Annotated in this window: 17 protein-coding genes; 8 read left to right on the top strand and 9 right to left on the bottom strand. The window is 50.4% G+C overall.

Translation table 11 applies throughout. From position 1 onward, the window contains the following. The first annotated feature begins 25 nt into the window (after positions 1-25). Positions 26-2,140 carry a DUF6351 family protein gene (locus ACTZWV_RS00925; RefSeq protein ID WP_444784727.1) on the top strand — a complete coding sequence of 705 codons (2,115 nt, stop codon included), beginning with the start codon at positions 26-28 and terminating at the stop codon, positions 2,138-2,140. On the opposite strand, the gene ACTZWV_RS00920 is transcribed toward ACTZWV_RS00925, so the two are convergent. The 3 genes from ACTZWV_RS00920 to ACTZWV_RS00910 all read right to left on the bottom strand — a co-directional run bounded on the left by ACTZWV_RS00920 (position 2,123) and on the right by ACTZWV_RS00910 (position 4,903). Further along, positions 2,123-3,202: an FAD-dependent oxidoreductase gene (locus ACTZWV_RS00920; RefSeq protein ID WP_444784726.1), complete on the bottom strand. Its 1,080-nt coding sequence runs from the start codon at positions 3,200-3,202 to the stop codon at positions 2,123-2,125. The two genes, ACTZWV_RS00925 and ACTZWV_RS00920, sit on opposite strands and share 18 nt — an antisense overlap. Before the next feature lie 13 nt (positions 3,203-3,215). Further along, positions 3,216-4,322: a glutamate 5-kinase gene (gene proB, locus ACTZWV_RS00915; protein ID WP_444784725.1), complete on the bottom strand. Its 1,107-nt coding sequence runs from the start codon at positions 4,320-4,322 to the stop codon at positions 3,216-3,218. A gap of 62 nt (positions 4,323-4,384) precedes the next feature. Then, on the bottom strand, positions 4,385-4,903 hold the full coding sequence (locus ACTZWV_RS00910; protein ID WP_444784724.1) for a DUF4124 domain-containing protein: 519 nt from the start codon (positions 4,901-4,903) through the stop codon (positions 4,385-4,387). Between the two features lie 200 nt (positions 4,904-5,103). Here ACTZWV_RS00910 and ACTZWV_RS00905 point away from each other — a divergent pair, with 200 nt between their 5' ends. After that, positions 5,104-5,742 (top strand): OmpA family protein, encoded by a 639-nt coding sequence (locus ACTZWV_RS00905; RefSeq protein ID WP_444784723.1) that lies wholly within the window; start codon positions 5,104-5,106, stop codon positions 5,740-5,742. Between the two features lie 81 nt (positions 5,743-5,823). On the opposite strand, the gene ACTZWV_RS00900 is transcribed toward ACTZWV_RS00905, so the two are convergent. From ACTZWV_RS00900 to speE, 4 genes are all read right to left on the bottom strand, one after another. Then, entirely contained in the window at positions 5,824-6,948 is a 1,125-nt protein-coding gene (locus tag ACTZWV_RS00900) for a M12 family metallopeptidase (protein WP_444784722.1), read from the bottom strand. Between the two features lie 90 nt (positions 6,949-7,038). After that, positions 7,039-9,627 (bottom strand): TonB-dependent receptor, encoded by a 2,589-nt coding sequence (locus tag ACTZWV_RS00895; protein ID WP_444784721.1) that lies wholly within the window; start codon positions 9,625-9,627, stop codon positions 7,039-7,041. Positions 9,628-9,811: 184 nt separating this feature from the next. Next, positions 9,812-10,258 (bottom strand): DUF4124 domain-containing protein, encoded by a 447-nt coding sequence (locus ACTZWV_RS00890; protein WP_444784720.1) that lies wholly within the window; start codon positions 10,256-10,258, stop codon positions 9,812-9,814. A gap of 137 nt (positions 10,259-10,395) precedes the next feature. Further along, on the bottom strand, positions 10,396-11,250 hold the full coding sequence (speE, locus tag ACTZWV_RS00885) for a polyamine aminopropyltransferase (RefSeq protein ID WP_444784719.1): 855 nt from the start codon (positions 11,248-11,250) through the stop codon (positions 10,396-10,398). A 135-nt stretch (positions 11,251-11,385) separates the two neighbouring features. On the opposite strand from speE, the gene speA reads away from it, so the two are divergent. From speA to ACTZWV_RS00865, 4 genes are all read left to right on the top strand, one after another. After that, entirely contained in the window at positions 11,386-13,272 is a 1,887-nt protein-coding gene (speA, locus tag ACTZWV_RS00880; RefSeq protein WP_444784718.1) for a biosynthetic arginine decarboxylase, read from the top strand. A gap of 102 nt (positions 13,273-13,374) precedes the next feature. Continuing rightward, complete coding sequence (locus tag ACTZWV_RS00875; protein WP_444784717.1) at positions 13,375-14,268, top strand: acyltransferase; 894 nt, start codon at positions 13,375-13,377, stop codon at positions 14,266-14,268. After that, positions 14,268-15,197, top strand: coding sequence for an acyltransferase (locus ACTZWV_RS00870; protein ID WP_444784716.1), 930 nt, complete (start codon positions 14,268-14,270; stop codon positions 15,195-15,197). The genes ACTZWV_RS00875 and ACTZWV_RS00870 overlap by 1 nt, the downstream gene beginning before the upstream one ends. Continuing rightward, complete coding sequence (locus ACTZWV_RS00865) at positions 15,191-16,405, top strand: mechanosensitive ion channel family protein (protein ID WP_444784715.1); 1,215 nt, start codon at positions 15,191-15,193, stop codon at positions 16,403-16,405. Before ACTZWV_RS00870 ends, ACTZWV_RS00865 begins: the two co-directional genes overlap by 7 nt. Here ACTZWV_RS00865 and ACTZWV_RS00860 read toward each other — a convergent pair. Further along, positions 16,402-17,589 carry a class I SAM-dependent methyltransferase gene (locus tag ACTZWV_RS00860; RefSeq protein WP_444784714.1) on the bottom strand — a complete coding sequence of 396 codons (1,188 nt, stop codon included), beginning with the start codon at positions 17,587-17,589 and terminating at the stop codon, positions 16,402-16,404. The two genes, ACTZWV_RS00865 and ACTZWV_RS00860, sit on opposite strands and share 4 nt — an antisense overlap. A 75-nt stretch (positions 17,590-17,664) precedes the next feature. On the opposite strand from ACTZWV_RS00860, the gene ACTZWV_RS00855 reads away from it, so the two are divergent. Beyond that, positions 17,665-19,524, top strand: a complete 1,860-nt coding sequence (locus ACTZWV_RS00855) for an ATP-binding protein (RefSeq protein ID WP_444784713.1) — start codon at positions 17,665-17,667, stop codon at positions 19,522-19,524. Next, positions 19,521-19,907: a response regulator gene (locus tag ACTZWV_RS00850; protein WP_444784712.1), complete on the top strand. Its 387-nt coding sequence runs from the start codon at positions 19,521-19,523 to the stop codon at positions 19,905-19,907. Before ACTZWV_RS00855 ends, ACTZWV_RS00850 begins: the two co-directional genes overlap by 4 nt. Before the next feature lie 25 nt (positions 19,908-19,932). Here ACTZWV_RS00850 and ACTZWV_RS00845 read toward each other — a convergent pair whose 3' ends face one another. Next, positions 19,933-20,778, bottom strand: a complete 846-nt coding sequence (locus ACTZWV_RS00845) for a co-chaperone YbbN (RefSeq protein ID WP_444784711.1) — start codon at positions 20,776-20,778, stop codon at positions 19,933-19,935. Positions 20,779-20,882 lie beyond the last annotated feature (104 nt).

The raw sequence follows: 20,882 nt of genomic DNA, 5'->3' as shown, positions 1-20,882 counted from the left end.
CCGCAGCCGGCAACGGAGCAGTCAGATGTTTTCTTCACGCAAACGCTATAAAGCCGGCTGGCTGCTGTTGATATTGCTGCTGCTCTACCTGCTGTACCACAGCAGTGCCAGCCCGGGCCAACGCTGGCGTGAACCCAACCCGGTACAGGGTATAGCGCCGGCGCAGCCTGGCCCTTTGTTGCAGGTTAGCCGGCATATCCGCTTTACTGCCAGGCCAAAAGATCCTTACCCCTACCCGATACCACTTGGCGAACCCGGCCCGCTACTGCCGTTATACAGCGGCGGCCTGAGCTACCCGCTGTATTGTGATTTTGTCAGACAGGGGTTGGATGCGCCGCTGGCAGACAACCAGCAAGGTTACGGCATCGCAATAGTGCAACCGGGCAGCACCACGGGGTTTAGCAAAGATTGCCAACACCCTGCGCAGCTGCAGTTTTATCTGTTGCACAGCAACGGCGATATCACGCCTTACGAAGGTGGTAGTGTTGGCGCTGAGCAACAGCTGATAAGGCTGGAGCTTGGCAGTATTAACCGGTTTTTTTACTACATTTTAATGCCGGTAAGCGGCACAGAATATGGCCGGCGTGAGGCGGCGTCACAGTGGAATGGCAAGCTGATTTATCAGTTTTACGGTGGTGTCGGTATTGGTTATCGTCAGGGCTATTTTCGCCCGGAGCGGTTAATCCGAGATCGCAGCGCAGAGCTGCGCAGTGGCTTTGCCGTGATCAGCGCCAGCATTAACAAAACCAGTTATGGCTATAATTTTTTACTGGCTGAAGATACGGCCAGCCGCGTTAAACGCCAATTTGTCAGTTTATACGGGCCGCCGGCGTATACCCTTGGTATTGGCGGCTCCGGTGGTGGTATTGCGCAATATTTACTGCTGCAAAACCATCCCGATTTATTGGATGGCGGCATAGCGTTGTACAGCTACCCGGATATGCTCAGCCAAACCTTATATGCGCTGGATTGCGATCTGTTGCACAACTACTACTACTTTAATGCCGCGGATAAAACCCGCTGGCGGGATATTACCCAGCGTCAGCTGACAGAAGGCTTAAGTGTATCGCGGCAACATAGTCTTACATTTGCCATGCAGGTGGCTTGGGCGCAACTAAGCAGCGGTATCTGGCCGACACTGCCAGATGGCGCTACCCAATGCCACAATGCCTGGTTGGGTTTATCATCGCTGGTGCATAACCCGACGCAAGGCAAGCTGAAACGGCTGACCACAGATAGCTTACTGCCACAGGTAAACTGGAGTTACTGGGGCAATCTGGCTCTCATCTACGGCAAAGACCCGGATGGCTTTGGCCATAGTTTGTGGGATAACCGCGGCGTGCAATATGGTTTAACGGCCTTAACCAGCGGCCAATTAAGCCCCGCTGACTTTATTGCGTTAAATCGTGCCATTGGCAGCTGGCAGCCGCAGCATCAGATGCGCCCTGAGCACATTCGTTACCTACCGTTTATTGATGCGCCGCTGTGGCAAACTGCCTTTAGCCGGCAGAATATTGTCAGCAGCCGTGGCAACTCAGCGGCGCCACGCTTTGCCGCCAACCGCGATGCAGTCGGCCGCGCCTACCGCTACGGCCAGCTGTTTCTTGGCATGACAGACAAACCCATTTTGGATTTGCGCCACTATTTGGATCCGCAGCTGGATATGCATCACCTTGAGCCGTCATTTGCTGCGCGCGAGCGCCTGCAACAGCGCAATGGCCATGCTGATAACCAGCTGATTTGGGTTAGTCACCCCGACTATACGCCACTGCCGCAAGCTATAGCGTTGATGGATCTATGGTTAAGCCAACAGCGAAAGCCGGCGCAGGCAATAGATCAATGTTTTGCCGCCGATGGCAGTGTTATTGCCGGCGGTGCGGCTGTCTGGCAAGCCGGTGAGCCTTGTGCATTGACCTATCCACCGCTGAGTAACAGCCGGTTGCAGGCCGGAGCGCCCAAACATGGTCTGATGTTTAACTGTGCTCTAATCGACGTAAATGATGCCATAGGCAGGGGCGACTATTTACCGCTGGATATGCAACCCTATGCAGCGCAGTTGCGGACGATTTTTCCGGCTGGTGTTTGTGATTACACCCGGCCCGATCAAGCGCTGCCGCCGGATTTAGCTTTTCCCTACTGACTGTGTTACCTGCTGACTAACCTGTTGCCCCAATGCCCGCGCCGTGGTCCATTTACCGCCGGACACTGTTAACAAACGGCCCTGCCAGTTCAGTTGATATTCGCGGCTGGCTTTGCTGGCATTGGCCGTACCGCCCAGTAAAGGCCGTACTCCGGCAAAATCAGCTAACACCGCAGCGCTATCACAAGCCGGTTGAAAATAATGGTTATACACCGCCAACAGATAATCCCGCTCTGCCGCAGAGCACTGAATCGGCTCATCCAGTTGCTGACGAACCTCAGTGGTGCCAAGCAGCGTTTTGCCCTGATACGGCAATACAAACACAATGCGCGCTTCGCCGGGCACTTCCAGCATATGACCGTAGCGACTGATTGGCGGTAATAACAGATGGCTGCCGCGCACTAAATCCAGCGGCTGCTGCGCCAAACCGGACTGCTTAAGCAATTGCTGGCTCCAGGGCCCGGCAACGTTAACTAGCCGATCAAATTGCTGCCAGCCGCTGTGCAGCAATAGCCGCGCATCAGCAGCCACCTGCAGCACCGGATTATGCTCAAACAACGCAACGCCGGCTTTAGTGCATTGCTGTGCCATCCACAGACCCAGCTTTTGGTCGTCCATCTGGCCATCAAAAAACAGGTAAGCTCCGGTTAAACCCTCAGCCTTTAACTGCGGCGAGCAGCGTAATGCTTGCTCTGCAGTCAACCAGCGATGGCGGCCAATACCTTTTCTGCCGGCAAAGGCGTCGTACAGCCAAAGGCCAATTTTCAACTGCCAACGGGCACGGCGTGAGTCCTGATAAAACGGATATAAGATTGGCAAGCGCCGCGTTAACTGCGGGGCTTTTTTCAGCCACCAGCGGCGCTCTTGCAGCGCTTCACGCACCAGACGAAATTCGCCCTGCTCCAGATAGCGCAGGCCGCCATGCAGTAATTTAGATGATGCGCTGCTGGTCGCCTGCATCAGGCTGTCGCGCTCAAACAAGCTAACCTCGTGTCCGGCCAGCGCCAATTGCCAGGCGCTGCTTAAACCGTTAATGCCACCACCAATTACCGCAATTCTCATTCGCTACCTGCCTTTAGCTTGTCAGCGCAATATCATCCCGGTGTACCACTTCTTCACTGGGGCAAAAACCCAGCGTATCAGCAATCTGCTGGCTGTGTAAGCCTTTGATCAACTGCAGCTCGGTCGCGCTGTACTGACAAATGCCCTTGGCCAATTGTTTACCGCCGCTGTCGCACAGCCAAATAGCATCACCTTTGTCAAAGCGGCCATCCACCGCGGTAATGCCTCTGGCCAACAGCGAAGCGCCTTTGTGTAACAAGGCCTGCACTGCGCCGCTGTCGAGCATGATACTGCCCTGGCTTTTCAGGCTGTTAAGCAGCCAATGCTTCTTCGCGCTGAGCCGGTCCTGCTGGCGGACAAATAAGGTACCGGCCTGCTCGCCACGCAGCAGGGCATCAAAGGCAGCAGCATTCTGGCCGTTAATAATCAGCGTATCGACGCCCAGCTTAGTGGCTTTTTCTGCTGCCTGAATCTTGGTTAACATACCGCCGGTACCGATAGCATGATGGCTGCCACCGGCCATGGCATAAATGCCGGCGTCTATCTGCGCAACTCTGGGTATAAAGCGGGCGTCAGGTGTGCTTCTGGGGTTGGCACTGTACAAGCCGTCAATGTCCGAGCATATAATCAGTGCATCGGCATCCACCAGCACAGCCACCATCGCAGCCAGGTTATCGTTGTCGCCTACCTTTAGTTCCGCCGTGGCCACACTGTCGTTTTCATTGACGATAGGCAGCACCTGGTTGGCGAGCAAGGTGCGCAAGGTGTTATCGACATTCAGGTAACGCCGGCGGTCGGCTAAATCATCATGCGTCAGTAAAATTTGCGCACAGCGAAAATCAAACAAATGGCTCCAGGTCGCCATCATCTGCGTTTGCCCCACGGCAGCCATCGCCTGCTTGATATTGATCGGCAGCGGCTGATGGGCAAAGGCGATAGCAGAGCGGCCGGCGGCAACACTGCCGGATGATACCAATACCACTTCGGTACCTTGTTGGCGGCATTCGCTGATAAAACGGGCAATCGCCAATAAGTAACGGGTAGAACACCCTTTGGCATCGGGGGAAATCAGCGCACTGCCAACCTTAATGACAATGCGCCGCCAAGCTGAATTCAACATAGACACACCTTGTACGCTGCGGTATTGTCAGCAGCTTAAAGTTTAGGCGTCTATATGTCTATTCAATTCTTTGTACTGGCCATAGCAATTTCGCAATTGCCGGCAGACAAATGGGTAAAGCCGCCGTAAGCGGCCAGTACCAGCTGCTCATCGGTCAGTTTTTTTACTTGCCAGCTTACCTGGCCACTACCAAAAGCCGGGTGATCGATAACAAAAGAGCCGGGCGTCTGGCGGATAGGATATTTAAAGGTGTCCAGCCGCTGCTCCTGGCTAATGTGCTGCACCATTTGGCGCTCGCTGAAAATCCAGGTTTTACGCATAGCCGTATCTTGTTGCACCACGCCATCCGGTATATCAGATGTACCCACTTCGCACCAACTGCCGGCGATCAGATTATTTACGCTTTGCTGAGGCTGCTCGGCAAAGCGGATATCTAACTTCACTTCATCGCCGCTACGGCACGGCTCGCCCTGAAATATTACTTCACCGCTGCTGTCTGTACATTTATATACTTCTGCTACAACAGGTTGCATCATGCAAGCACTGCCCAGCACCATTAAAATGCGCGCTATTATTTTCATTATTCAATTCCTTTTATTCGCTTCAGCTGTGCTGAGCGCAACTAAACCGGCCTACAATACAAAAAAAAGCTGACAAAGTGAACAAATCACACAGAAATATACAAAAAAACAACAAAACAGCAAAGCTAAAGCCGTTATAGTTCAGCACGAATTCAGCTGGTTAAACTAAGCTGACAATAACCAACATTCCGGAGTGTCTTATGCGCCGTTCCTCATTACTGATTTCTTTAGTTTCTGCCAGCCTGGTTATTGCAGGTTGTGCATCCAATGAATATTCCAACACCACCAAAGGCGCCGCCATTGGTGCAGTAGCAGGTGCCATCGCCGGTAAGGCAACCGGCAACCACAAAGATAAGCGTTTGGTTATCGGTGCAGCGGTAGGTGCATTAGCAGGCGCTGCCGTTGGCAGTTATATGGACAAGCAGGAAAAGGCGCTGAACGAAGAACTCAGCGGCAGTGGCGTTAAAGTGATACGTGAAGGCGACAAGCTGCGCTTGGATATTCCGGCCCAGTTAACCTTTGATATTAACCGCTCTGATATCCGTTCTAACCTGTACCCGGTATTTAATGATATTGCCAAAGTACTGCGCGATTATGAAAAAACCATGTTAGTGATTGCCGGCCATACTGATGATACCGGGCCTTATCAATACAATATGAATTTGTCACAAGCGCGGGCCGACAGTGTAAAACAATATTTGGTTGCACAAAATGTGCAGGCAATCCGGCTGGAAACTCAGGGTTACGGCCCGAACTATCCGGTGGTACCAAACAGCTCAGAGGCCAACCGCACGGTGAACCGTCGGGTAGAGATTCATATAGAGCCGATAGTGGAATAAACCTACGACGGATACGCCACCTCCTAAGGCAGTGGCGTCCCGTTCTTTAATAACTACTTATGTAGTGAATAAATGGCACTATCAAAGTCCAGACCTACATGGAACATATTGGGACAGGTTCAACCAAGACCCTTCATTCGTGCCGTTTACTGCCCGTACCCGATAAAGCACTGTCGTACCAACGGATTCTCCGACTGTAAAAAATGCTGAAGTACCTGTATACATGCGATACCAATGATAACCTTGCTTCTTTTCCAATTGATAAAGCATACCGCTACCTAGATTAGTCCATTCCATTAGTCCTCTTGCATGCCAACCAGAAGTGCAACCAACCCATTCCACTGCCACTCTACTCACATAAGGGACTCTGGGTGTTTCCCCGTACATTTCAATTAATCCGTTAATATCACCAAGAGATAATGAATATCCTCCCAGAGTGGGAGCAGAAGATGATTTCGCACTAAGGACTGTTTTCCCGTCCCTTGTACCTCTATAATGCATTACGGATGAATAATCATATGCCCCTGTTACCGCGATATTCGCAGTCAGCTTGTTATAATCTACTTGATACTCAGAAGAAATATTGTTCCAATGAACGGTGATAAAATCGTCGCGATCAGGTCTAGTATGTTCATGAAAAAATCCTAAAGCATGGAGAATTTCATGAAAAATCGCGTGAGAGCTGGGATAAATACATGAATCTTTTAACCAAACATTCTGCTTTCCTCCCTGTTTACCTATATAGGATCTGCCACACACACCTTTTTCACTTGTGAATTCAAAGTGCAAATAATCGCGCTGATTTGAACGAGGCACGAATCTAATATTAGCGATCGCTTCAAATTGACGCATCACACCAAGGATATCTGTTCTATTGGCCTCAGTGAGTGCCGTATTGAAGGCGTACGGAATAGTACTCGGCCATTTTCTTCCAACAACAGGTGTGTACATAGAAAGTGGGGTATAGTCATCCGTTTCAATTTTTTTACTGGTATTCCCCAGCTGAACCACATCTGTATCACCAAGAACAATATCACCCTCAAAAATCGCAGTTCCATTGTCATTTACAAAAGAAACGTATTCCACCACAATATTCCCATCGTTATCCAATAAGGATATAACTCCTTGGCGAGTATCAGGCAAATCACCCGCTGCCCTCGCTAGCAAAGGCAGTGCCATTATCAATAAAATGATAAAAATCTTCATGAAGATCTCCAAAAGTAAAACTATTTTAAATAGTGTGCGCACTCAATAGACTAAACTTCATAGAAAGCCTATAGAAAGCCACCTAATCACCTAAAATTTATAACTCACTTTGCCATAAATAAAACGCCCTCTGGGGTTGTGCACTTTTGATACATAACCGTACAAGTCGTCATCACCATTACCGATGGCAAATGGCGGATCTTCATCAAGCAAGTTGTTGATACCCAGAGTTAATCTCAAGTTGGCATTTACGTCGTAATAACCTTGTAAATCCGTCAACACATGCGCTTTTACGGTACGGCTGGTGTTTTGATCGAAATCCAGATTGCCGTCAAAATCAATATCTGGTGTATCTTCAAACTCGCCGATATAACTGAAAATCAGGCTGGCACCAAAATTGTTCAACGACCAATCAGCTGACGCGACCCAACGATGTTCCGGGTACTGATACTCGCCCAGATAATTGCGCCTGTCTTTCTCAAATTTCTGCGTGTAAGTCCATTCTAAGCCAAACTTTAACGCACCATATTCGTTTGCATCCAAACGGTAATGTGTTGATAAGTCTATGCCGGCAACATCCTGTGAGCTGACGTTACGTAAGCTGCCATCAAGCTGTTCAAGCACACCCAAGCTCTGACCAGCCACCGGAGGCAGACGGCGACATACCGTTGAATTCTGGTTGTTACATTCCGCTTGATAGGCCTCCTCAAAAGAGATATCAATTTTGTTATCTTGGGTAATACTCCATACATCAAAGCCAATATCAAAGCCTGAATCAGACGCATAAAACACACCTATATTCCAGGATTCCGTCTCTTCAGCATCTAAATCCGGATTACCACTAAAAGACACGTTATAGTCAAGAACGCCGCAATCAGCACCGGTCGCCTGACAACGATAAGTATCGATAAAGAAAATAGATGATTCTGACGGACCCAAACCAATCTGCGCCAGAGACGGCGCCCTGAACCCTTGCGCCCATGAAGCGCGCACTGTGACATCATCAGTTAGGGTGTAACGAAAAGCTACTTTCGGATTAAAAGTACTGCCAAAATCGCTGTAGTCGTCATAACGGCCGGCCAACTGCATTTCGAGTTGATCTAACAGCGGCACGGCAAATTCAACATAGGCCGCCCATTGACTGCGGTCTGCCGATGCTGACACAGCTTCAGTGCCAAAAATAAGCCCACGTTGAAACTGCTCATCCGGAATATCTGAAACCTGCTCTTTACGATACTCAATACCTGACGCCATTAGCACAGTGCGCTCAGCAAGAGTAAAAGCTTCGCCGCTGATACTGAAATCTGCTGATGTCATGCGGGACTCACCACGCCGTACCAAGCTGGTACTGATGTCATCAATGACATCTTGAGGGTTCAACACGCCACCAAAAGGATTGTACCGGCCGTTATTGATTTCACGTTGCAGATAATCAACCCGTACCCAACCCTGACCACGGCCGCCGGTTTGTAATGATTGGCTCCGTGCCTTCTGAGCCGCCAACTCCCAATCCCAATTATTAATTTCACCCTTAAGCCCGGCAAGTAAGCGCATGGTATTGGACTCGATATCCCAACGTCTTGGCCCACCATCTACCGGACGGAAGCGACCAATCTCGATATCCTGACCAAAGGGATTATTCGGATGAGTTCCCGGTACCGTTAAGCCGGCAGACTCATCCAGTGGTGTCGCTGCGCCGCCCGCTTCTGAGGTATTGTGTTGAAATGAAAACTCGAAAAATGCGTTAACATCATTTTTAAACGTTTTATCAAACTGGAATATGGCGCCGACACGCTCTGCTGCCGGGATAGTAATACTGTCCGGACCGTAGTCGTATACACAAACCTGTGCTGACGCTATCAATTGATCGGCAGGACAGGCAGGGTCCACTGTTTTTACACCATTAACATAGAAATAGCCGGGGAAACCACGGGATGAACGGAAGTCTAATCCGCCGTAAGGCTCTTGATTAGAAGTACCAAAACGCCCCATTTCATCGTTACCTAAACGGCTATTTTTAAAGTAATCGAGAATAAATGAAGCATTAGAGCTGCTTGTACTGCTGCCCCACAACAAGCTAACGTGATGCTCGTCATAACTACTGTCACCTGTACGACCTGTGCTGGCATTTAGTTCAGTACCATCAAAATTCTTCTTTAACACTACGTTAACCACACCAGCAACCGCATCAGAACCATAGATCGCTGAAGCACCGTCTTTCAGAATATCCACCCGCTCAATCGCTGAAACGGGAATACTGTTTAAATCTACGAAAGAGTTAGTAATACCTTCAGCAAAAGCACTGATACCCACACGACGGCCGTTAATAAGCACTAAAGTTGCATCAGGACCAAGCCCGCGTAAACTTACGGCAGCCGTGCCGTTGGCACTTGAATCCTGGCTATTATTTCGGGTAGAAAAGGTACCGCTGCCTGTTACCGGCAGACGTTCCAATATTTGTTGTAAATTCTGAAAGCCCGAGCGGTCTATCTCCACCCGCCCTATGGACTGGATCGGAGAAGCTCCTTCCAAATCATTGCGTTTAATACGTGAACCGGTAACTTCAATCCGTTCAACCTGCGCAGTTTGCTCCTCGCTCTGCTGAGCTAAGGTGACATTGCTATAACCCAGAGAACTTACCGCCAGCGCACAAAGTGAGTATTTAAATGACGTTTTCATATGCATCCTTTTTGTTATTTGTATTGTCATCAACTGCTTAAGCAGCAATCAAGGTGTAGCACAAATAGCCAAAAATTAACATCACAAGCATAAATTTATCATGATGATAAATTTATGCTTGTTTTGAACCAATACAGAAACAAAAAAGCCCCGCTATGCGGGGCTTTTTTGTCGAAAGGGATACTTAGTTTTGTGCGTATTGCCGTTCAAGGTTACCGGTTTTTAACTTCAGGTTGGCAAGGTTACTGCGCTCAGCTTTAATTTTGTCGTCGTACTGCTGCTCCAGTCTATCAATCCGTTGCTGCAAAGTAGCCAGTTCTTCTGCTTTAGGATAACTGCGGCGTAACTTGTACAAATCTGACTTGAGTAAATCCAGCTGCTGTTGTTTTTCCTGCTCCAGTTTGCTGATTTGGAACTCAACAAAACGGCCCTGACGTTTCAGTGCATCTACCTGTTGTTTAAATTCGCTGCGGGTGCCGATCATCGCGGTACCGAGTGGTCGCATGTCTACCTGCTCGGCTTCATCAGCACAGGGAAACTGGCTAAACTCAACTACGCCGTTCTGCTCACATTTGTACACCGCAGCTTGTGCGGAAAATGCACCTAAAAACAACAAGTAACAGTATTTCATGATTTTCCACCCCACATATGAGCAATAAATGTACAGAAAGCTTGCCAAATACGCAAGCTGGCTTAGCAATTTATTTCTCTGTTCAGCCTGAATTTAGTGTAGCAGTTTCATCAGGCTGATAAAGCTGTCCGGCAAATTTAAACTAATAACGCCTTTTTCATAAAATTTGGCCAGGCAGAGGCGGCTTTATGCACATCAACATTGTAATATTCTGTACTGAATGGCGCGGCGGCGGCATCTGCTTCACGGAAACCGTTAAATGCTGCGCCTTTACGCGCCAGGGTACAGGTCCACCAACCGGACGGATACACCATTTGCGGGAACAACAGCGTTTGCAAGGCATCAAAGCCGGCATCCAGCATAGCGCCGCGCATGTCTTTGAGCAGTGGCATATGGATCAGCGGTGACTCACTTTGTTGCACTAAAATACCGCCATGGCGCAGCGCCTTACGGCAGCTGTCATAAAACGCACGGTTAAATAAGCCTTCGCCCGGGCCGATAGGATCAGTGGAGTCCACGATGATTACGTCAACCGACTCCGGTGCGGCTTCACGCATAAACTTAATGCCGTCATCAAACTTCAACGTAGCGCGCGAGTCATTGTTCGAGGCACACAGCTCCGGGAAGTACTTTTCTGCCATCCGCGTCACTTGCTCATCAATATCAATTTGCGTCACGCTTTCTACGCCGGGATGCTTTAACACTTCACGCAGGGTACCGCAGTCACCGCCGCCGATAATGACCACGTTTTTCGGGTTGGCGTGGGTAAACAGCACCGGGTGGCTAAGCATTTCATGGTAGAGGAAATTGTCACGGCTGCTAAGCATAATAACGCCGTCAATTACCATCAGGTTACCAAAGTGAGTGGTTTCAAACATTTCGATATGCTGGAATGGCGACTGCACTTCATCCAGTTTTTTGCTGATGGCCAGGCCAAAGGCGCTGCCGCTGGGAGCGAAAATTTCAGTGAACCAATTGTTGTCGCCAGACATAGTATTACCCTCAAAACAAATTAGCCGCATATTTTGCCCTCTTGCGCCGCTAAGGACAAATATTTCGACGTTTTTTGCTGCAGCTTTACAGCATTGGCTTTAAACTATGCACATCTTAATTTTAAAGGAACGACAATGGCCGACTGGGGTACTGAAAAAGCACGCTCTATCTATAACGTAGCAGTGTGGAGTGAAGGGTATTTTGATGTCAATACTGACGGTGATCTGGTGGCTTATCCGGATCAGGACCACAGTAAACCAGGCATCAGTTTTCCTGAGCTTACTGCACGTTTTAAAGACGAAGGCTTAACCCTGCCGGTGCTGGTACGCTTTACTGATATTCTGCAGCACCGCGTTGATACACTGATTAAGTCGTTCCAGCGGGCCAAGGCAGAAAAAGATTATCAGGGCCAGTACACCGCGGTTTACCCGATTAAAGTAAACCAGCAATTCTCGGTGGTAAAACGGCTGATTAGCCACGACAGCGGCAAAGTGGGCCTGGAAGCCGGTAGTAAACCGGAGCTGATGGCCATTTTGGGTGTTACCGACCAGCCGCTGCAAATAGTCTGTAACGGTTATAAAGACAGCGAGTTTTTGCGCCTGGCCACTATCGGCCAGATGATGGGCCATACGGTTTATGTGGTAGTAGAAAAACTGTCTGAGCTAAAAACCCTGCTGCGTGAAATTGATAACTTAGGCACTGCGCCACGCATTGGTATCCGCATCCGCTTGAACTCTGTGGGTAAAGGTAAGTGGCAAAACACCGGCGGCGAGAAAGGCAAGTTTGGTTTAACCGCTACCCAGGTGTTGCAAGCCATTGATATATTGCGCGAGGCCGGCAAGCTTGAGCTGTTGCAACTGGTGCACTTTCATATCGGCTCGCAAATTGCCAATATCCGCGATATTCATAACGCTATTCGCGAATGTGCCCGCCACTACGCCGAGCTGCGTACCTTAGGCGTGCCTATTACTACCGTTGATGTCGGCGGTGGTTTAGGTGTGGATTACGAAGGCTCAAAATCACGCTCAGCCTGCTCGATGAACTACACCATGTACGAGTACGCCCGTAACGTGGTCAACGGTTTAAAAGAAGTGTGCGACGAGTACGATTTACCGCACCCGAACATTATTACCGAGTCCGGCCGTGCCATGACAGCCCACCACGCCGTGCTGGTAACCGATGCGATTGATATTGAACGCGCGCCAGGCCTGGTAAATTTACCGGAACCCGGTGAAGACTCCCCCACCGTTATCCTCGGCCTGTGGGAAGCGTACCAGAATGTTACACCGCGCACTGCGGTTGAAGCCTACCACGATGCGGTGCATTATTTTACCGACGCGCATGCCCAGTATGTGCATGGTTTGCTGACGTTACAGGACTGGTCGTTATTGGAGCAAATTTACTTTGCCACCATTAACCGCGTAAAAGCCAATCTGGATTTATCCGCCCGGTCACACCGCGCTATTCACGATGAGCTGAATGAAAAGCTGGCCGATAAATTGTTTGTTAATTTCTCGCTGTTTCAGTCCATGCCGGATGCCTGGGGTATTGACCAGCTGTTTCCGGTGATGCCGCTGGAACGGATGAACGAACCATTGAACCATCGCGCCATTATTCAGGACATTACCTGTGACTCCGACGGCCAGCTGAAAAGCTATGCTGACGGCAATGGTATTGAGTCCAGCTTACCACTGCCGCTGTATAAAGAAGATGAGCAATACCTGCTGGGCATGTTTATGGTGGGTGCTTACCAGGAAATTCTCGGCGACCTGCATAACCTGTTCGGCGATACCGACTCGGTGCATGTGGAACTGACTGATGACGGCAGCTACAAGCTCACCAACATTATTAAAGGCGATACGGTAGCCGATGTGCTGCGCTACGTGCAGTTTGATGCGAAAAAACTGATTGCCTCTTACACGCGGCAGCTGGCAAAGTTAGAGATGACCGACAGCAAAAAAGACGACATGCTGGATGAACTGAAAGCCGGCGTTTATGGTTACACCTATTTCGAAGATTAAGGTAAACTGGTAGCTGATCGGATGTGTTAACAGCAGGCTCGCCTGCTGTTATTATTTTTGCCGGCCGCTAACAACACCGGTAACAGATATCAGGTACTTATTATGTTGCATTTTTTGCCCCGCCCGTTAACCGGTGCACTCTCTCTGCTGTTGTATATCGTTAATACACTGTTCTGGTTTGTGCCGGTAATGCTGTTAGCTATTTTGAAGCTACCACCGGTGACGCGTTGGCAAAGCTGGATGACCTATTTGCTCGACGCCTGTGCTGTGTCCTGGATCAGCGTGAATAACTTTACCACCCGCTTATTTACCCGTATCCGCTGGCATGTGGCGGGGTTGGAAAAACTGTCACGCAAAGACTGGTATTTGGTGCTGGCCAATCATCAGTCCTGGGCCGATATTCTGGTGCTGCAAAATGTGTTTAACCGCAAAATTCCGTTTATTAAGTTCTTTTTAAAAAAGGAGCTGATTTACGTACCGTTTTTAGGCCTGTGCTGGTGGGCGCTGGATTTTCCTTTTATGAAGCGCTACAGCAAAGCCTTATTACAGCGTAATCCGCAGCTGCAGGGCAAAGATATCGAAACCACACGCAAAGCCTGTCGCAAATTCCGCTTTAAACCGGCAGCCATTATGAATTTCGTTGAAGGCACCCGGTTTACCGCAGAAAAACACAAACTACAGCAATCACCCTTTGCGCATTTGCTAAAGCCCAAAGCCGGCGGCGCAGCTTTTGTGCTGGGCGCCATGGGCGAACAACTGCATAAAATTCTGGATATTACCATTCACTATCCGCAAGGCATCCCCAGTTTTTGGGATTATATCTCCGGAAAAGTTCGTGATATAACAGTACAGATTAACGTATTGCCGATTACCCCCGAGCTGTTGGGTGATTACAACGATGCACAATATCGCGAGCGCTTCCAACAGTGGATAAACCAGCTGTGGCAGCAAAAAGATCAACAACTGGCGTTGTTGCAGCAGGGAGTTAAGCAGTAATGTTACATTTTCTACCCGGTTGGTTGTTATTGCCGTTCAGTTTTAGTTTGTTTGCGTTAAATCTGGCCCTGTGGGGCTTGCTGGTTACGCCGCTGGGGCTGCTGAAACTGCTGCTGCCGTTCAGCGCTGCCCACCGTTTGCTGGCCTATGCCGGTAAAGGCTGCTATCGCGGCTGGACCGCGGTAAACACCGCCCTAATCAACCTGTTTAATCAGGTAGACTGGCAAGTAAGCGGTGCGCAAAGCCTGGATAAACACAGCTGGTACCTGCTGATCTCCAACCATAAAAGCTGGCTGGATATTCCCATTGTCAGCACAGTAGCGCACAGCCGCATTCCCGAGCCGAAGTTCTTTTTAAAAGACGAGTTAAAATGGCTGCCGTTTTTAGGCACCGGCTGTTGGGCATTAGATATGCCCTTTATGAAACGCTACAGCCCGGCGGTACTGGCCAAACGGCCGGAGTTGAAAGGCAAAGATATAGAAACCACCCGCTTATCGTGTCAGAAATTTAAAACCGTGCCCACCACCATTATTAATTTTGTTGAAGGCACCCGCTTTACGGCAGATAAAAAAGTACAGAAGCAGAGCCCGTTTCAGTACCTGCTGCCCCCCAAGGCCGGCGGCATCGCCTTTACACTGGCCAGTATGGGCGAGCAGTTTAATGCCATTTTAGATTTCACCCTGCTGTACCCGGACAACCCACAGCATGTTGCCATGGATATGTTAATGGGTAAGTTGAAACGGGTGGTGGTGCAGATAGAGGTGCTGCCGGTAGACCAACAGGTTATCGGTGATTATTTTAATGACGAGCAGTTTCGTGAGCAATTTCAGCAGTGGCTGAACCAGCGCTGGCTGCAAAAAGACCGTAAGTTGCTGCATTACCTTCAGACAGACACCCCGGATCGCAGTACGGAGCAATTGCCATGTTAACCGACGTCCTGACGCAATTGGCGCAGGTGCTGCAATTGCCGCAGCAATGGCATGCCGTGTTTCTGCTGGGCTGCAATATGTTGCTGGCAATTGCGGTGGTGACAGTGTGCTTCCTGCTCAGCCGCGCTTGGCTGCGGCCGGTGCTGGCGCAGGTATTGGATAAACTGGACGGCCGCCTTACCGATGAAACAGCCCGCGAGCGGCGCAAGTTAGCCAGCCATATGGCGCATTTGGTGCCGGCGCTGGTGTTGCAGGCCGTGTCGCCGTTGCTGTTTAATCAGGCGGAACATTTTGCCGTTGTGCTTGGCATTATAGTCTGGCTCTACCTGTACCTGTTTATTGGCCTGGCAATCTCCGCCGCCATTACCCTGATCGCTAAAGGCTATGCTTATCTGGCGCCTAATCCTACCATTCCGTACCAGGGTATTTCGCAGCTGTTGAAACTGCTTACTTTTATTGTATTCAGTATTCTTATTATCAGTACAGCGCTGGACCGATCACCTACCCTGCTGCTAAGCGGCCTGGGTGCGTTAACCGCGGTGTTGTTGCTGGTGTTTAAAGACGCCATTCTCGGCTTTGTCGCCAGCATCCAGATTGCCGTAAACAATATGGTGAATGTCGGCGACTGGATAGAAATGCCTAAATACGGTGCCGACGGTGATGTGCTGGAAATTGCCCTGACCACAGTAAAGGTGCGTAACTGGGACAATACCATTACCACTATTCCTACCTATGCATTGATTTCTGACTCGTTTAAAAACTGGCGCGGCATGCAGCAATCCGGTGGCCGGCGCATTAAAAGAGCCATCAATATTGATATCGGCACTATCCGTTTTATTAAAGCAGACGAGTTGGAGCAATTGCAGCAAAGACGCCGCCTGCAAACCTTTTTTCAGCAGCAGGATGTGCTGGATCTGCTGGCCAGTGACGACGTAACCAATATTGCATTATTTCGGTTTTATGTGCAGTGGGTATTGCGCCGGCACGAAAAAATTAACCAACAGATGACATTAATGGTGCGCCAGCTGCAATCAACCGAAGTGGGCTTACCGGTTGAGATCTACTGTTTCAGTGCCGACAAAAACTGGCTGAATTACGAAGCCATACAAGCGGATATTTTTGATAAGCTGTTTGCTATTCTGCCGGTATTTGACTTAGCAGCCTTTCAGCGTATCAGCTCGCGCCAGGAACTGCCGGCTAAACACTAAGGCTGTTTTGACGCCCGCAGCAGCAAGTTGCGCGGCGTAACCTGATACTGACAAAACTCACTGATACTAACCTGATAGCCATGCTGTTGTAAGTACAGCGCTTTATCTAACGCCAACCACAATTCCAGCGGCCGGCGAAACAAATGCCGCACCAGTTCAATGCGCTGCACCAACGCCGCCCGCTGTGTCGCGCGCTGCAGGTAATGCGGCCAATTCACCAGCGCCGGCAAGGTTAGCTGATGCTGCGCAGCGGCCCAGTGTGCAAAAGCGGCAAAGTCTGCGCTAAACCAGTGTTTAGCCACCGACGCCAGCGGCCGGTAATGCGGCTGTCCGCTAAGCTCTGCACGCAGTTCATCATAAGCCAGCCGCCACAGCACTTCAGTACCACGCAGCTTCTCAACCCGTTCACCGGCAGTAACCTGGCCCTGCACCACCAGTTTTAAATCATCTTTACTCAGGTGCAAATCCAGCTTTGCCCCCGCGTCCGACAGCGGCTGATACTGCGCTTGCGGGATCAAATGATAGCAGCAGGGCACCAGGTGTAATTGCTGACAACCGGCCTGTACAGCCTGCTGCAGCATAGTAATATGCAATTGGCCGCAGGCGTGCAGCGCCACTATATGCTGCTGCGGTTGCAACACCGCAGTTAGCGGTGCGGCCAATACATCGGCGCAAACAAACTGCTGCGCCAGCTGATACTTTGCCGCCAGGGCGCTGCCGTCATCACACAGCTGTTGTTGCCATTCTACACTGGTTACCGGCTGGCCGAAGCGATGCACTAAAATGCGGCCTAAATGGCCTTTACCGGCACACCACTCCAGCACCGGTAAGGCACTGTCCGGCCATTGCCGGCACAGCGCATCAATTTGCTGCAATTTACGTCCGCCAATGCCATTGGCCAGCCAAAACGGTAACGGCACCAGCGCTTCGCTGTCCGGCATTGCAGTTAACTCAGGCAAGGCAAATAAAGCCGGAAAAAATTCAGCGAAATACTGCTGCTGTAGTGCACCGCTGCTATCAATCTGCTTTATTTGTTGCTCATCTAACGCCAGCAGGCATTGTTGCAGCTTTTTATCCGGCCATGGCAGGCTGTCGCAGCTAAACGGCAGCAGTTGCCAATAGTGGCGGTACTGCTGCAATAGCGTACTGAGCTGCTCAAACTGCTGCTGTAACGAAGTGCCCATAAATAACTTGTCCGCCGTTTTGCCAGGCTTGCGCTTGTGCTTTATAGTAAGGCTGTCGCTTAATTTAAGGCCGCTATGATAATTCAACGCGTCAGCAGTACCAGCAATTTTATCACCTGGTTTGGCAGTGCACTGCTGCTGGCACTGTTTGGCTGGCTTGGTTGGCGTGGCTATCAACTTAATCCTTCTGCTGATGTACTGCAGCGATGGGCGCTGGCTTTTTTGGTCAGCGAATTGCTGCTGTTGTTGCTGCTGTCTGAGATGCAGCGCGTTACCCGGCGCCTGATGCGTGAACTACAGCAATCTCAGGAACTGAAACAACAACGCGACAACTTGCACAGCCAAAATTACCAACAGGCACTTAGCACGCTGAACAACATTGCCGCCAGTTTCAACCCCGATTGGCGCGAGCAGCTGCGCCAGGCATTGCAGGTCGCGGCAGATTATCTGCAACTACCCATCGCCATCCTGAGCCGGATCAAAAACGAAGATTATCAGGTGCTGGTGCACAGCGCACCTGCCGGTTTGTTGCAGGACGAAGCCCATTTTACCCTCGGCCAGACTTACTGCAGCCTGACGTTGGCTGCCGATGATGTGTTTGCCGTAAACCGCATGAGCACCAGCAACCATGCGGCTCACCCCTGTTTCAGGGCCTTTGCATTGGAAAGCTATATCGGCTCAGCAGTGCAGGTAGACGGTCGCCCCTTTGGTACCGTCAGTTTTTCCTCCGCCATCGCCAGAATTCAGCCGTTCAGTCAGCTGGAGCGCGACTTTGTCAGCCTTCTGGCACGTTGGATTGGCAGCACTATTGAGCGTCGGCGCTATCTGGAGGCGCAAATTGAAGCGGCCGAGCGGCTGAAAAAAATTGCCGGCCAACTGCCGGGCATGGTGTTTCAGTTTAAACTGACGCCGGATGGCAGTAGTTGCTTTCCGTATTGCAGCGAAGGCATCCGGGAGATTTATCATTTAACGCCGGAGCAGGTAAAGCACAGTGCTGCAGCGGCGTTCGCGCTGATACACCCCGACGATCTGCAGCGGATGCAGGACAGTATTGCCTTGTCAGCACAGCAGCTGTCGTTATGGAAACTGGATTACCGCGTACGCTACAGTGACGGTGAAGTGATCTGGGTTACCGGCCGCGCGGTACCGGAATTGCAAAGCGATGGCTGCGTACTGTGGCATGGCTTTATCAGCGACATTACCGAGCGTAAAAAAATTGAGCGCTTAAAAGACGAATTTGTTTCCACCGTTAGCCATGAACTGCGTACGCCGTTGACCGCCATCAGCGGCGCCATTGGTTTACTGCACGGCGAAGTGTTCGGTGCTTTACCGGAGCAGGCCACGCAGATGACGCAACTGGCACAAGCTAATGTGTTGAAATTGCAGTTACTGATTAATGACCTGTTGGATATGGATAAGCTGATTGCCGGCAAAATGCAGTTTGATATTCAACCACAACCGCTGCTGCCGGTGATTGAAAAATCCTTAGCCGACAACCAAAGCTATGCCAGGCAATACAACGTAAGCTATCAATTGCAGGTTGACGACGCTGATTTATGGGTAAATATTGACAGTATGAGATTACAGCAGGTAATGGCCAATCTGTTATCCAATGCTGCCAAGTTTTCACCAGCGGATACGGCGGTAACTATTAAGGTGCAGCAACAAGGCCAACAGGCGCTGGTGCGGGTCATTGACCGGGGTCCCGGTGTCAGCGAAGCCTTTAAGCCGTATATTTTTGATCAGTTTTCCCAGGCGGACAGTTCCGATATTAAAAGCAAAGGCGGTACCGGGCTGGGGCTGGCTATCAGTAAACAATTAATGACACGGATGCTGGGTGAAATTGGCTTTCACTCAGAAGCCGGCAAGGGCGCAGAGTTTTATTTATTATTGCCGCTGATCAGTACTGCAGACACCACGGAGCTAACGCTATGACAGAATTACAGCGCATTATGCATGTAGAAGATGACCCTTCCATTCAACAGGTGGCGAAAATAGCCCTGGAGGCGGTAGGAGGCTTTACCGTGCATACCTGCAGCAGCGGCCAGCAAGCGCTGACCGACTACCAAACCTTTGCACCGCAATTGATTCTGCTTGATGTAATGATGCCGGGAATGGACGGCCCCACTACCTTGCAACAATTGCAGCAGCAGTATGACCTGAGCCGGGTACCGGCCGTGTTTATGACCGCCAAGGTACAAAGTAACGAAGTGGCGTCTTATAAAGCGCTGGGCGCCGCTGATGTAGTGGTAAAACCCTTCGATCCGATGACATTGTCAGACCAAATCCGGCAGATCTGGTCTGACTTTCAGCAATAACCCGGCCGTGCTCAGCGCGGTAGAATCAATACAGTAAGCTGTATAATTTGCGCCGGTACTGGCTGGCGACACTGTCGCCTTTGGGCAAGGCCGCCAGAATATCCAGATACAACTTCTTGCTACTGCCGTAGTTTAAATCCTGCTGCAAAATACCCAGTAACAGCGCCAGCGCATCTTCGCTGCGCTGTACTGCCTGATACTGCAATGCCAGTTTTTCTTTTAACTCGTTATTGGCCGGCTCTGCCGCCAGGGCCGCTTCTAACGCTTTAATTTCCGGCGTATCTGCCGCTTCTTTGGCCAACTGCAGTTTCGCCAGTACCGTTTTGTACAGCGCATCCTGCTCCGCCAGTTTTATCTCGCCCAACAGCGCTTCGGCCTGGGGTAACTGGCCTAAACTGACAGCGGCGTCGGCCAGCCAGAGTTTTATTTCTGTGCGCTGTGGCGCTAATGTCAGCGCGTCTTTTAGCAGCGGATAAGCGCCGGCATAGTCCTGCGCGGCCAGCAATTGTTCGGCCTGCGCCAGTAATTCATCTTCCGGTTTAGGTAAATACGGTGCCAGCTTGTCACGAATGGCCTGCTCGGTTTCTACCCCGGCAAAACCATCTACCGGCCGGCCTTGTTTAATCAGCATTACCGTTGGCAGCGACTGCACACCAAACTGCATCGCCAGGTCCGGCTCTTTGTCGCAATCGACCCGCGCCAACAGCAGTTGTTGCGGATACTGCTGCACGATACGCTCCAGCAGTGGGCTTAGTTGTTTGCAGCCTTCGCTGCGCGCCGACCAGAACTGGAACAGCACCAGTTTTTGCATCGAGGCATCCAGCACCTCGCGGGCATTATTCAGTGACACATCAACGATAGCGTGTTGCATAAAAAGGTAAATCCTTTGCTGGGGTAATCAAAATCTGTCAGCTACTACTATGTGGGCACTGCCATAGCTTTGCAAGCCTTGTGAATGCTGACAAAAGCAGCAAA

Source organism: Rheinheimera sp. NSM (assembly GCF_052380015.1).
Taxonomy (GTDB): domain Bacteria; phylum Pseudomonadota; class Gammaproteobacteria; order Enterobacterales; family Alteromonadaceae; genus Alishewanella.
This window is presented reverse-complemented; position numbering and strand designations above follow the sequence as displayed.

Bases quoted from the DNA above. Each gene is read 5' to 3' on its own strand.
- ACTZWV_RS00925 (WP_444784727.1), top strand. From the start codon at position 26: ATGTTTTCTTCACGCAAACGCTATAAAGCCGGCTGGCTGCTGTTGATA.
- ACTZWV_RS00920 (WP_444784726.1), bottom strand. From the start codon at position 3,202: ATGAGAATTGCGGTAATTGGTGGTGGCATTAACGGTTTAAGCAGCGCC.
- proB (WP_444784725.1), bottom strand. From the start codon at position 4,322: ATGTTGAATTCAGCTTGGCGGCGCATTGTCATTAAGGTTGGCAGTGCG.
- ACTZWV_RS00910 (WP_444784724.1), bottom strand. From the start codon at position 4,903: ATGAAAATAATAGCGCGCATTTTAATGGTGCTGGGCAGTGCTTGCATG.
- ACTZWV_RS00905 (WP_444784723.1), top strand. From the start codon at position 5,104: ATGCGCCGTTCCTCATTACTGATTTCTTTAGTTTCTGCCAGCCTGGTT.
- ACTZWV_RS00900 (WP_444784722.1), bottom strand. From the start codon at position 6,948: ATGAAGATTTTTATCATTTTATTGATAATGGCACTGCCTTTGCTAGCG.
- ACTZWV_RS00895 (WP_444784721.1), bottom strand. From the start codon at position 9,627: ATGAAAACGTCATTTAAATACTCACTTTGTGCGCTGGCGGTAAGTTCT.
- ACTZWV_RS00890 (WP_444784720.1), bottom strand. From the start codon at position 10,258: ATGAAATACTGTTACTTGTTGTTTTTAGGTGCATTTTCCGCACAAGCT.
- speE (WP_444784719.1), bottom strand. From the start codon at position 11,250: ATGTCTGGCGACAACAATTGGTTCACTGAAATTTTCGCTCCCAGCGGC.
- speA (WP_444784718.1), top strand. From the start codon at position 11,386: ATGGCCGACTGGGGTACTGAAAAAGCACGCTCTATCTATAACGTAGCA.
- ACTZWV_RS00875 (WP_444784717.1), top strand. From the start codon at position 13,375: ATGTTGCATTTTTTGCCCCGCCCGTTAACCGGTGCACTCTCTCTGCTG.
- ACTZWV_RS00870 (WP_444784716.1), top strand. From the start codon at position 14,268: ATGTTACATTTTCTACCCGGTTGGTTGTTATTGCCGTTCAGTTTTAGT.
- ACTZWV_RS00865 (WP_444784715.1), top strand. From the start codon at position 15,191: ATGTTAACCGACGTCCTGACGCAATTGGCGCAGGTGCTGCAATTGCCG.
- ACTZWV_RS00860 (WP_444784714.1), bottom strand. From the start codon at position 17,589: ATGGGCACTTCGTTACAGCAGCAGTTTGAGCAGCTCAGTACGCTATTG.
- ACTZWV_RS00855 (WP_444784713.1), top strand. From the start codon at position 17,665: ATGATAATTCAACGCGTCAGCAGTACCAGCAATTTTATCACCTGGTTT.
- ACTZWV_RS00850 (WP_444784712.1), top strand. From the start codon at position 19,521: ATGACAGAATTACAGCGCATTATGCATGTAGAAGATGACCCTTCCATT.
- ACTZWV_RS00845 (WP_444784711.1), bottom strand. From the start codon at position 20,778: ATGCAACACGCTATCGTTGATGTGTCACTGAATAATGCCCGCGAGGTG.